Origin of the sequence: Enterobacter cloacae complex sp. (genome assembly GCF_900322725.1) — a bacterium.
GTDB lineage: Bacteria > Pseudomonadota > Gammaproteobacteria > Enterobacterales > Enterobacteriaceae > Enterobacter > Enterobacter quasihormaechei.
Genome location: NZ_LT991957.1, coordinates 881263 through 895094, shown reverse-complemented (window position 1 = coordinate 895094; position 13832 = coordinate 881263). Strand labels below are relative to the sequence as shown.

2 protein-coding genes are annotated in these 13832 nt (G+C 61.0%); both read right to left on the bottom strand.

The features are described from left to right. Positions 1-67: 67 nt before the first annotated feature. Entirely contained in the window at positions 68-12010 is an 11943-nt protein-coding gene (locus DBR02_RS04585; RefSeq protein ID WP_107533571.1) for a BapA/Bap/LapF family large adhesin, read from the bottom strand. Between the two features lie 892 nt (positions 12011-12902). Further along, positions 12903-13820, bottom strand: coding sequence for a LysR family transcriptional regulator (locus tag DBR02_RS04580; RefSeq protein WP_102751119.1), 918 nt, complete (start codon positions 13818-13820; stop codon positions 12903-12905). Positions 13821-13832: the final 12 nt, after the last annotated feature.

Below are 13832 nucleotides of genomic sequence, written 5' to 3'. Positions count from 1 at the left end.
TAAAAGAGTACTGCTTTATTGTTTATGCCCGGGCGCTGCGCGCCCGGGTCATTTATTGCACGTGCTATCAGGTAATGATGTGCTGCTGGTTTACAAGCTCGTCGTAGGTGGTCTGAACGTTATCAAGCGTAACGAGCGTAGATTTAGTGTAGGCGGCTCCCGTGCCGTCACGGTCGATGGAGATCACAGTATTGCCACCGCTTTGTGAAACAGAGACATAGTTCCCAAGCGTCGACGCGCTACCGTTCCAGCCCACCAGCAGATCGCCAATGTCGATCTTGTCTCCCTGCGCCAGGGAGAAGTTCGTCCAGTGGTCACCGCCAGCGCTGGTGATGTTGCCCCCCGTTGCGTTACCCGCCGTATTGTTCAACACCTGATAAATCAGCGTGTCGCCATAGGCCGTGCCGCTGATGAGATCGTTATGCTCCGAACTGACAAATTTCGGCGCCATGTTGATGGTGAGCGATGCAGTATCCTTACTACCGTTGGCATCGGTCAGGGTGTAGTTAAAGACCTCCTTGCTGGTAATGGTAGAGAACGATATCCCCGGGTTGAGCGTGTAGGTGTAGCTGCCGTCTGCGGCAATCGCCAGCGTGCCGTAGTGGCCCGTAATGTTCACCTGCGTGCTGCCGGTGTACGGATCCAGCGTGGTGGTCACGCCGTCGTAGCCGGTAATGCTGAGGCGGGTATCCACCGAGTGCAGCTGGTCCATTGCGCCCGCGGAGCCGGTGCCGTCGAAGATATTGCCGTCAACGGTGTGGGTGCCCGTGGCGTCGAACTGCGACAGCGAGTAGCTGGTGCCGGTAACGCTTGGGGTAACGGTGATATTCCCCACCCCCAGCGGCCCCATTTTGCCGGTATAGTTCAGCGTATAGGTTCCCGCCTCCAGATCGAGTCCCGTCAGGTTGATGGTCGCCCTGCCGCCCAGCAGCAGCCCGCCGTTGAACGAGCCGGATCGGATGGTGGTGGTGCCGTTGGTCAGCGTCCAGTCCACCGTTAACCCGGTAAGCGTCAGCAGCGAGGCGACGTTAAACGACAGCACCACGTTATGCAGCGCGGTATTAGGATCCACCACGAAGGTTCCGGTGCCGGTACCCTGGGTTGAGGTAAGCAGCGCGGCGTTCCAGCTCGCCGAGCCGACGGTGGTATCCGAGTAGGCGGCGGTGCGGTGTACCGAGTTCACGTCCATCGCCGTGCTGACATCGTTTACCGCGTCCATTGGCCGCGCGGTTGGGGTGATGTTCAGCGATGCCGTGTCTTTCGAGCCGTTCGGCGCGGTGATGGTATAAACGAAGGTATCCGGCGTGCTGATGCTGTCAGCACCGACCCCGCTCTTCAGGGTGTAGGTGTACTCCCCGGCCGCGTTGATCCGCAGCGTACCGTACTCGCCGGTAATCTCCGTCAGACCATTGCCGTTCACCGTCACGCCGTTAACGTCGGAGACCACGGTACCCGCCGGTGCGATATCGTCGGACAGCACATCTCCGGTGGTGGACTCGCTCACGCTTGCCACGCTGTAGACATGATCCTGCAAGACGTTCAGCGTGTAGGCCGTCAGCGCGGTGATCCCCGCCGCCGTATTCAGCAGGAACAGGTACTCGCCGGCGGGCAGGTTCAGCGTCAGCTGCGGCGAGGTGCCGCCCAGCAGCGGCGCGCGCAGCCAGCCCGGTTCAACGCGCATCTGCTCGAAGGTCTGCGTCGCATTGTTGAACTTATAGATGTAGAGGTCGAACACCGAGGCCAGCGCCACGCCGCCCACGGAGGCCTGAACGGTCATGGTGCGGGTGGTGCCTTCTTCCACGTTATAGATGATCGGGTTGGCCAGATCGTCCAGCAGGTTCAGCCCCAGCGTATTGCCAAGGTTAATGCCCACCAGGGTAAAGCCGCCCTGCGACGACGGACCGTTGTTAATGGCCTCAACGGTCGTGTCGAAGGTCAGCGAGGCGGTATCGTCCACGGCCACGATCCCGCTGCTGGTGGCGCCTTCGCCCAGCGAAAGAACCAGATTTGCCGAGGCGCTGGTGCCGTTGTGGGTGATGGTGTAGGTAAAGCTCTCCGTGCGGCCAATGACCGAGGCGCTGGTGTTGGTCAGGTTATAGGTATAGCTGCCGTCCAGGTTGATGGTCAGCGTGCCGTACTGCCCCTGAATCACCGTGCCGTCAGCCGTGACGCTGGTGGTGGTGCCCTGGGCGTTAGTGACCGCGGTGACGGTGGTGCCCGCCGGGGCGTTGTCGCTGCCAGCGGTCGGGTCAACGTCGGTGATCACGTTACCCGCAAGGCTGGTGTCGCCGGACACGGTACCCGCGCTGGTCTCTTTCACCGCCACGTCGAGGCTGGTGTAGGAGCCGGTTGCCAGCAGGTTGGTGTTGTAGCTCAGGACGCGATACTGGCCATTCGCCAGGCCGGTCAGGTTGAGCGACACCCCCGCCGCGCCGAGGGTCAACAGGTCAGCGAACTGCGGCTGTCCGGTATCCACCACGGTGGTCCAGGTATTGTTGACGGCGTCAAAGCGCTGCACCACCAGCTCAAGGGTGTTGAGCAGGGAGAGCACGGCACCCGTGGCGTTGGCGTTCACGGCAATATCCGCCGTGCCGCCGCTGCCGACGGTGAAACCTACCTGCGCGGTGTCGTTGCCGAGCAGCGTCAGCACGTTACCCACGGCGCCCACCAGCAGGAAACCGTAGTCGCTGTACTGCGAGTTGGTCACCGTGGCGGTGGTCGTCAGCGCCAGCTCCTCAGCGTTGGTGCTGGCCGACAGCGGCACCACCGGCGCAAGGGCTGAGCCAGGCAGCGAGACGTTGCCTGCCGCATCGGTGGCGGTGATTTGCAGCGTCTGGCCTTCCGTCTGTTTATTGAGGAAGGTGTAGCTCCAGCTGCCGTTGCTGTCCGCCGTGGCGGTGACCGTTGAATTATCCGCCAGGCGGATGGTGACGGTGCTGCCCGCTTCGGCGCTCCCGGTCAGTACGCTGCCGTCTGCGTTGAAGGTCCCGGTCGGGGCCGTTGGCGCAGTGAGATCGACAATCACGGTCGTCGGCGTGGAAATCGGGCTGGTGCCCGAGCCGTTGCTCGCCGTGGCGGTAAAGGCATGCGGGCCTTCACTCAGTACCGGCGTGGTGAAGCTCCAGTTGCCGCTGGCATTCGCGGTGACCGTGCCCATCAGCACCCCGTTGTTATACAGGGTGATGGTCGCGTTCGGCTGCGCCGTACCGCTCAGGGTTGGCGTGGTGTCATCGGTGGTTTTTCCGTTGGTCAGGTTGCCCGTCACCGTCCCGACGTTATCGTCGATGGTGGCGATAACCGGCGCGTTCGGGATCGCCGTGACTGGAGCTATCACGGAGGTGGTGATACCCGCGTTACCGGCCTTATCGGTAGCAAAGACGATCAGGGATTCGCCGGCGGTCTGCGCAGGGGTGATGGTGGCGCTAAAGTTCCCGCTACCGTCAGCGACGGCCGTTCCAAGAACGGTTCCGGTGCTGCTGGTGATGGTGACGGTGCTTCCCGCTTCCGCCGTACCGGTCACCTGCGTACCGTTGGTGATCACCGCCAGGCCCGCCGGGGCTGGTGGCGGCGTCAGGTCAACGTTAATCGTGATAATCGGTGATGCCACGCTGGTATTGCCCGCGGCGTCGGTGGCGGTGGCGGTGAAGTTATGCGCGCCTTCCGTCAGCGTGGTGCTGGTTTGCGGCAGCGTCCAGTTGCCGTTGGCATCCGCGGTGACCGTACCCACCAGCGTCGCACCGTCGTAAATACGTACGGTGGAATTGGCTTCCGCCGTGCCGCTTAACGTTGGACGCGTATCGTTGGTTGGGTTGGTGCCGGTGACAGGGCCGGTGACGGTTCCCACATCATCCACAATCGAGGTGATGGCCGGCGCGACAGGGGCGGTGGCATCCACATTGATGGTGTAGCCGCCGGTCTGCGCGCTGGCGTTGCCCACGCCGTCGGTGGCGGAGAAGGTCAGATTGTGCGGCCCGTCAGCCAGCGGGGTAGACGGCGTAAAGCTCCACGCGCCGCCGGTGGCGACAGCGGTGCCAATCTGTACTCCATTATCAAAGATGGTGATCGTCGCGCCGGCTTCTGCCGTACCGGTGAGCGTTGGTCGGGCATCATTGGTTAACCCGCCGTTGGCGACAGGCGTCGCAGCGTTACCAACGTCATCGGTGATGCTGGTCAGCACCGGCAGCGCTGGCGGCGTGGTATCAATGGTCAGGCTGAAGTAGCCGGATGGCGCGCTGGTGTTGCCCGCCTGATCCGTGGCTTCTGCCGTAAAGGTATGCGGCCCGTTGTCCAGCGGCACGGTGATATCGATAGTCCAGTTGCCGTTGGCATCGGCAGTACCGGTGCCCACCAGCGTGTTGCCCTCATAGATATTCACGGTTGCCAGCGGCTCGCTGGTCCCCACCAGGCGCGGAAGAGGATCGTTAGTGGTCTGGCCGGAACCGATCGCCCCGGTGATGGTGCCAACATCGTCAATCGCCTGCGTGATAACGGGCGCGACAGGCACGGTCGTATCCACAACCAGCGTGAAGCCCGGTGAGGCAGGGCTGACGTTGCCCGCGGCGTCGGTTGCCGTGGCGGTCCAGGTGTGGCTGCCGTTTGCCAGCGTGCCGGGGGTGAAGCTCCATACGCCGTTGGCATCCGCCACGGCGGTGCCCACCTGCTGACCATTCTCATAAATGGTAATGGTCGCGTTGGCCGCCGCGGTACCGTTCAGCGTTGGCGTGGTATCGTCTGTGCTTTGCCCCGAAGCGATCGGGCCCAGTACGGTGCCAACGTTATCGGTGGCTGGCGTAAAGACCGGTGCAACGGGTACCGACGTATCCACCGTCAGGTTGAACGGCGGCGAGGTGTCGCCGGTATTGCCTGCGGCGTCGGTGGCGTTGAAGGTAATGGTGTGTGGCCCTTCACTCAGCGCGGTGGTCGGCGTGAAGCTCCAGGTACCCTGGGCGTTGACGACCGCCGTGCCAATTTCCACGTCATCAACAATAACGTGTACCGTTGCGCCCACTTCCCCCGTACCGTTGAAGGTTGGACGGGTGTCGTTGGTGGCCCCGTTGCTGGCGAGGGTTCCCGTTCCCGGGCCCACGTCGTCTATCACCGTCGTGACGACCGGAGCCGCAGGGCCAGCGGTATCCACCGTAAAGGCGAACACTGGGGAGTTGGCGGAGACGTTTCCGACGTCATCGCTGGCGTTAACGCGCAGGTTATACGTCCCGTCCGTCAGGACCGGATCCGGCGTAAAGGTCCAGTTGCCGCTGCTGTCGACCGTGGTGGTACCAATCTCCACGCCGTTATTAAGCACGTGAATGGTGGTGCCCGCCTGGCCGGTGCCGCTAAGGGTTGGCGTGGTGTCATTCGTGATCTGCCCGGCGGTTAGCGGGCCGGTTACGCCACCCGGGGCGTTATCGCTGACCGAATCGATCGTCGGCACCTGTGGCGCCGTCAGATCGATATTGACGCTCCAGACGCCGGACGGCTGGCTAACGTTGCCCTGCGGATCCGTCGCTCTGACGGTAAAGTCATGCGTCCCTTCGCCGAGGGCGGTTTCCGGGGTAAAGGTCCAGGCGCCGGTACTGTCTGCTGCTACGGTACCAATCTGCGTGGTGCCATCAAATATGGCGACGACGCTGTTCGGCTCTGCGGTGCCGGTCAGGGTTGGCGTGGTGTCGTTGGTCGGATCGCCGCTTGGTACAGGCGTTGCGGCATTGCCCGCGTTATCCGTCACGCTGGTTATCACCGGCGTGGTGGAGACGGTATCGACAACGATGGTGATCCCTGCCGATGGGGTGCTTTCATTCCCTGCCGGGTCGGTGGCGGTGACGGTCAGGGTGTGACTGCCGTCATCCAGCGCAGGCGGCGTATAGCTCCAGGTGCCGGTTGGCCCGACAAGAACGGTGCCCAGCGGGTCGCCGTTATTGTAAATCGTAATGGTGTCCCCAGCCGTGCCTGTCCCGGTGAGGGTAGGACGGTTGTCGTTGGTGCTCTGCCCGTCGGCGATAGGGCCAGTAACCGGACCCACGTCATCGGTCACCGCACCGATGGCTGGCGCTGTCGGGGCGGTGAGGTCGACGGTGACGGTCGCGATCGGCGACTGCCCGCTGGTCTCGCCGGTGGTGGTATTCGTGGCGGTCACGGCAAAGGTATGTGGCCCTTCCGTCAGCGGCAGGAGCGGCGTGTAGCTCCAGTTGCCGTTGGTATCCGCAACGACAGTGGTCACCGGAAGCAGCGATCCATCCTGATAAATGGCGATCACGCTGCCCGGATCGGCGGTGCCGGTGAGGGTAGGCGTGGTGTCATTGGTGGTTTTATCTTTCACGTCGCCCGTGACGGGATCGACGTCATCGTTGATTGCCGTAATCACCGGTACCGCAGGCAGATCGAGCGTGGACTCCGGCACGTCAAAGGTGGTTGACGGGCTGGCGTTTCCTGCTGCGTCCGTGGCGATCAGCGTCAGCGTGGTGGCATCCAGCTGGGCCGGCGAGAGGGCGATGGTGAAGGTACCTCCCGTCGCAACGCCGGTTCCAATGATATTGCCGTTAGCGTCACGTACCGTCACGGTGGTGCCATCTTCCGCCGTACCGGTCAGCGGCGTACCCTGCTCGGCGATATCGATATTCGTTGGCGTTGCAGGCGGCAGCGTATCCACCGTCACGCTGAGATCGCCGGAGCTGACGGAGGTATTCCCCGCTGCATCACTCGCGGCGACCGAGAAGGTGTGCGGCCCTTCCGCAAGCGCAGGGTCGGCGGTCCAGGACCATGTCCCGTTCGGCTGAACCACCACCACGACCGGAGAGGCGACGCCGTCAACGGTGACCGTTACGTTCGAACCCGGCTCGCCGATCCCGGTAAGGGTTGGGGTGCCGTCACGGGTGTAAAGCACGCTGTTCGCCAGCTGGCTGTCAGAGACGGCGTCAATTTGCGGCACGGTTGGCGTCTGGGTATCGACCGTCACGCTAAAGACCGGGCTGACCGGGCTGAGGTTACCCGCATCGTCCACCGCGGCAACGGTGATGTTCAGCGGGCCATCGGTTTGCGTCGGCAGGGTGTAGAACCATTGACCGTTGACGACATCAACGCGATCCACTTCCACGCCGTTGTTGTAGATGATCACCGTTTCGCCGGTGGTGCCGGTGCCGCTCAGGGTTGGCGTAGTGTCGTTAGTAGACCCGCCGTTCTGCGCGCCAGCGATGTCGCTGATGGCCGGGGTAGTCGGATCAAGGGTATCTACCGTTATCGTGATACCGGCTGATGGCAAAGATTCATTGCCGGATTCATCGGTGGCGGTCGCCGTGTATTCGTGCGTTCCTTCGCCGATGTTGCTCTCCGGACGCCAGGTCCAGTTGCCGTTACCGTCTACCGTAACGCTGCCTACGGCCTGCGGCGCGCCTGTACCCACCTGGTCATAGATGGTAATGACGTCGTTTGGCGTACCGGTGCCGCTCAGTACCGGACGCGGATCGTTGGTTGATCCGCCATCGGCCACCGGACCGGTGATCTGGCTCACGCTGTCCGTCACCACCGGAACACCCGGCGCGGCAGGGGCGTCGCTGTCAATGGTAATGGTCACCGGCGTGGACGGCGCGCTTTCGTTCCCGGCGCTGTCCTGATTGGTCACCGTCAGGGAGAGATCGTAGGTGCCGTCAGGCAGCGGGGTAGTTGGTGTCCAGGTCCAGTTGCCGTCGCCGTCGATCTCGGCTTCACCAATTTTGGTGGCGCCATCGTAAATGTTCACGGTATCCCCCGGCGTGCCCGAGCCGCTCAGGGTTGGCGTGGTATCGCGGGTAGTCTCCCCCGGATTCAGGGCAGTACCCGGCGTGCCGCCGTCCGGGTTGACGGTAATGTCAGGAATATCCGGCGTTGCAGGCGCGGTCGTGTCGATCGCCAGCTCAAACGGTGGCGAGATGGTGGTGTTACCCGCCTCATCCGTCGCGTGGACCGTCAGCGAATGCGGACCCTCCGTCAGCGGCGTGGTTGGCGTAAAGCTCCAGCCGCCGCTGCCGTCGAGCACGGCCGTGCCGAGCAGGGTGGTGCCGTCATAGATAGTGATGGTGGTGCCTGCCGGTGCGGTACCCTGCAACTGCGGCAGCGTATCGTCGGTAGTATCCCCGCTGTTAAGCGGAACCTGTACTGGACCAATATTATCGGAGACGGTGTCAATGGTGGCCGCCAGTGGCGGAGTCGTATCGACGGTAAAGGTAAAGCCGCCAGAAGGCGCGCTGGTATTACCTGCCGCATCGCTCGCAACGACGGTGAAGGTATGCTGGCCGTTCACTAATGGCGTGGCAGGCGTAAAGGTCCACGCGCCGGCGCTGTTAACGAGTGCTGTACCAATATCCTGCCCATCCAGACGGATCGTTACGGTGGTTCCCGGCTCGCCGGTACCGTTCACGGTAGGAAGCGTGTCGTTGGTGATGCCATCGCTGTCCAGCGCCCCCGTAGTGCCCGGTACGTCATCAACGACCTGCGTAATGGCCGGGGCGCCCGGAACGGCGGTATCCACCGTGATGCTCCAGGTGTTCGATGTCCCGCTGAGGTTGTTGTCGGCATCAACCGCGGTCGCCGTCAGCACGTGCCCGCCGTCCGGCAGCGCGGTAGCCAGCGTGATGGACCACTGGCCGTCAGGCCCAACCGTACCGGTGCCAATGACGGTAGTGCCGCTGTAAAGGGTGATGGTGGTGCCTGGCTCGCCCGTTCCGTTGATGGTTGGCGTGCTGTCGTTGGTGAGACCGTTCTGGCTGACGGGACCGGTATCGCCTGGCGCATCGTCTACCACGCCGGTGATGACCGGGGTTTGCGCTGCGGTGATGTCCGGCGCGTCAAACGGCGCGGTCGGGCCGGTGTTGCCGGCGGTATCGGTGGCATCGGCGGTCAGGGCTTCGCCGTTGGCTTTCGGCGGGATCAGATCAACGCTGAAATTACCCTGATCGTCGGCAATCGCTTCCCCGACCTTCACGCCATTTTCACGAATGGTCACGGTGCTGCCCGGCTCGGCTGTACCGGTCACCGTGGTGCCGTCGGCAGAGATAACCACATTTTCCGGCGCCTGCGGCGGCGTGCTGTCTGGCGCGTCGGCAAAGCCGGACGGACTGGTGTTGCCGCTGCCGTCGGTAGCCGTCACTTCAAGGGCCTCGCCGTTGGTCTGGGCTGGCGAAATCGGGATAGTGAAGGTGCCATCCGGGCCGGCGGTGGCCTGGCCGATGGTCGTACCGTCTGGCGCTTTAATGATAATCGTGCTGTTTGGCTCGGCGGTTCCGCTGACGCTTGCCCCGTCTTCTGCCACCACAAGGTTACCCGGTGCGGCAGGCGGGGTGATATCCGCAGCGTTAACCAGCGCCGGAGAACTCTGGTTGCCTGCGGCATCGGAGGCGACCACGGAGATGATCTCGCCGTTCACTTGTGCAGGGTTGAGGTTGGCGACGTAGTTGCCGTTGCTGTCGGCAGTGGCGGTCCCGATTTGCACCCCAGCGTTGTTGGTGATGACAATTTTACTGCCCGGCTCGGCGGTACCGGTGATTTGCGTGCCTGTGGAATTGAGCGTCGCCTCCGGCATGTCTGGCGGCGTAAGGTCGACGGTGAAGTTGATCGGCTGAGACAGGCCGCTCTGGTTGCCTGCCGCATCGGTTTCGCGCAGGGTAATTGAGTGTGCACCCTCTGCCAGCGGCGTTGTCGGCGTGATGCTCCAGGTACCGTTCGGCAGAACGGTGGTGCTGCCAATCGCAACGCCGTTATCGTAAACCGTAATCGTGCTGCCCGGCTCTCCGCGGCCCGTCAGACGCGGCTGTGACTCGTCGGTAACCTGTCCGGCGGTAATCGCGCCTTTCAGTCCTCCGGTATCGTCATTAACGATAAACCCTGTTGGTGCCGGCGGGGTGGTGACATCCACCGTTACGGTAAAGGCCGGCGAGGCCGGACCGGTGTTACCGGCGACGTCGGTGGCGCGTACGGTAAGCTGGTGGCTGCCTTCGCTCAGGTTTACCGACGGCGTAAAGCTCCAGCTTCCGTTGCTGCCCACAACCGCGGTGCCAATGGCAATGCCGTTGTCATAGATGGTGACCGTAGAGCCCGCTTCCGCCGTACCGGTGAGCTGCGGGCGCGGATCGTTCGTGGTGCTTCCGCTTCCGAGCGTGCCGGTATTGGGCGCAACGTCATCGGTTATGCTGACGATCGCCGGGGCACCCGGCGCGACCGTATCCACCACGAAAGTCACCGCCGTGGACGCCGGGCTGGTATTGCCTGCGGCATCGGTCGCGGTGGTGGTAATAGCGTGGTTTCCTTCAGACAGGTTGGTCGACGGGGTAAAGCTCCATTTACCGCTGGCATCGGCCGTGGCGGTACCGATCGGCTTGCCGTTGTCATAGAAGGTAATGACGGTGCCAGCTTCGCTGATGCCGCTGAACGTCGGGCGTGCATCGTCCGTGCGCTGTCCGTTGCTCAGCGGGCCCGCGTCGGTGCCCACGTTATCACTGACGGTGACAATCTGCGGCGCATCCGGCGCGGTGAGATCCGGCGCCGTGACCTGACCGCCCTGGCTGGTGTTGCCGGACGGATCGGTGGCGGTGGCGGTGATCTGCTCCCCGTTGGTGAGCGGCGTACCCAGATCGATAGTGAATTTACCGTCGCTGCCCGCCTTGCCCGTACCGATAGTGTTGCCGTCGGCATCTTTCAGGGTCACGGTGCTGCCCGGCTCAGCCGTACCGGTCACGGTTTTGCCGTCAGGTGAAACCTCCAGATTGGCAGGCGCATCCGGCGCGGTGAGATCCGGCGCGGTGACCTGGCCGCCCTGGCTGGTATTGCCGGACGGATCGGTGGCGGTGGCGGTGATCTGCTCCCCGTTGGTGAGCGGCGTACCGAGATCGATAGTGAATTTACCGTCGCTGCCCGCCTTGCCCGTACCGATGGTGTTGCCATTGGCATCTTTCAGGGTCACGGTGCTGCCCGGCTCAGCCGTACCGGTCACGGTTTTGCCGTCAGGTGAAACCTCCAGATTGGCAGGTGCATCCGGCGCGGTGAGATCCGGTGCCGTGACCTGACCGCCCTGGCTGGTATTGCCGGACGGATCGGTGGCGGTGGCGGTGATCTGCTCTCCGTTGGTCAGCGGCGTACCCAGATCGATAGTGAATTTACCGTCGCTGCCCGCCTTGCCCGTACCGATGGTGTTGCCGTCGGCATCTTTCAGGGTCACGGTGCTGCCCGGCTCAGCCGTACCTGTCACGGTTTTGCCGTCAGGTGAGACTTCCAGATTAGCAGGCGCATCCGGCGCGGTGAGATCCGGTGCCGTGACCTGACCGCCCTGGCTGGTATTGCCGGACGGATCGGTGGCGGTGGCGGTGATCTGCTCCCCGTTGGTGAGCGGCGTACCGAGATCGATAGTGAATTTACCGTCGCTGCCGACCTTGCCCGTTCCGATGGTGTTGCCATTGGCATCTTTCAGGGTAATCGTGCTGCCCGGCTCAGCCGTACCGGTTACGGTTTTTCCGTCAGGTGAGACCTGAAGATTGGTGGGGGCATTCGGAGGCGTAGTATCAGGTTCGGAAGGATTTCCCGGATTGCCAGGATTCGGGTTGTTGTTATCGTCATCTCCGCCCCCTCCACCGCCGGTTCCCGCCGCGATGGCAATTCCCCCTGCGACGGCCAGGCCACCCAGCACCCAGGGCCACGCTGCGGCGCCGCCGGCATCGCTCCCTGACGCCGCCAGTAATGCATCGGTGGAGGCGATGGATTCATAGGTCGCGGCACCGGTTGGATCTTCAATCCACCACAGCGCGCCGTCACTCTCCTCAAGTACCAGCTGGCTTACGCCCTGCGCATCAGTGACGTAGAAATTCTTCAGGGTAATCACTTCGCCCGAGTTGAGGGTGATCACCAGATCGTTTCCGCTGCGGGAGTAACCTGCGATGTCGGCTCGATCCACGTTAAGCTTAACGACAGATGAGTGATCGAGTGTTATCTGTGTCCCTTCCGTGGTCGTTTCCACGCCAGTTAATTTAGATATAACAGATATTTGGCTCATACAGTTATTACTCCAGCAGAGTTATTGGTTACGGCGTGTCAAACAAGGCCATCGTTTCTGAAGGGATGAGCGCGCTCCCGGCGAAAATACTGTTTAAAAACAGAATTTACCGTCACTTTCTTTAGCGCGACCGATGCCCGCCAGGATTAAAAGTGGCAACCTCAGGGCAAAGCTAATTATTTAGTCAGGAAACTGTTGTTTATTTATATATTTGCGATTTATAAGCCTTATTATTTGTGCAGGTATTGATTTATTTCGTTATGAAAATGATATAGCTATAAATGTCTGAATATGCAAATTAAGCGTTCGTAAACCCAGCGCGGTTATTGCAGGGGAAATTAATTGATAGCATGAATATATTTCGTTCGCTACAAGGGCGCGTGGCGAAAGGGTTTTGGCGTAAAAGGTGCAACCCTTAAAACGGGGCTGGCAGGGCGATAATAATAATTAAAATGTGCGATATATATATAATTTTGGTTAGGTTTAATTGCTGCTTAATTGCGGTTTAAGTTAGGGTAAATTATCTGGTGTATGATATATTTAAAATTATCTCATTTATAAAATATATTTTTATGGGTCCTTTAATTTCTGCTACTCAAAAAATAAAGTGATTTCTTCTCATGTTTAATAAATAAATGGCCACAAATGTGGCCTTTCAGAAGTAACCGGGTTTAGCCGAAAGAAATTAGGCCGATTTCCACGAGGGCGGCTAATGTCAAAAGAATAAAGAGGATAACGACCATTGGTCTGTGCATTTTTACGGTTCCATCCTTGTGTAAAGTCCTGCCCATCGTGTCCTTTGTCATTTTCCATGGTAGCGCTGTGCTGTCGTTGATGCTCATCAAAGGGACGCGGTAGATTGAGGAAAATCTGCATCCAGGGTTGGAACCGTTTATCGCTGAGCAGGTTGCGTGGCGGGGAGCTGGCGCCACTGGCGGATGTGCTCGATCAGGGCTCTGAGCTTGGGGGCCATATTGTGGCGTTGGGGAAAATAGAGATAGAAGCCAGGAAAAGACGGAAGAAACGCATCCAGTAAAGAAACCAGCTGTCCTGATTCAATGTAAGGCGCGAAGGTATCCTCCGTGGCAAAGGTAATTCCACCGCCGGCCAGTGCGAGACTGAGCATAAGACGCAGATCGTTAGTGGTGATTTGTGGTTCAATGGCCACATCGAAAGGGACGCCTGCTTCTTCAAATTCCCAGCGATAGGGGGCAACGTCCGGGGAAGGGCGCCAGCCGATACACCGATGAGCGACCAGCTCTCGGGGATGCGCCGGTGCGCTGTGCGTCGCCAGATAGGAAGGTGAAGCCACCACCCGTTCACGCTGCTGGCCCGTAAGGGGAACGGCGATCATGTCTTTTTCGATAACTTCGCCCAGCCTCACCCCTGCGTCATAGCCCGCCGCCACGATATCGAATTCCTCATCTGATACGAAGACATCAAGCGATACCGCAGGATGCGCTGCCGCAAACGAGGCGAGCAGGGGGCCAGAAAGAAACGCTTCCGCAATTGAGGTGACCGCGATCCTGAGCTGTCCGCGCGGTGTGCTGTCTGACGTGACATCATCAAAGGCCGCTTCAATGTTGGCGATGGGCCCCTGCAACGATTTATGCAACCGTTCACCCGCTTCGGTAAGGCTTACCGAGCGCGTGGTGCGCATCACCAGCAGGGTCTGAAACCCATCTTCGAGACGTCTTATCCCCTGGCTGACAGCGGAACGGGTGATGCCCAGCCGCCCGGCGGCCGCGCTAAAGCTGCGCTCCTCGGCGACCGCCAGAAAAAGCGGTAACAAATTAAGATCAATTTTCATTGTTTAACATCG

Excerpts from the sequence above, each read along its gene's own strand:
- DBR02_RS04585 (WP_107533571.1), bottom strand. The coding sequence starts at position 12,010 with ATGAGCCAAATATCTGTTATATCTAAATTAACTGGCGTGGAAACGACC.
- DBR02_RS04580 (WP_102751119.1), bottom strand. The coding sequence starts at position 13,820 with ATGAAAATTGATCTTAATTTGTTACCGCTTTTTCTGGCGGTCGCCGAG.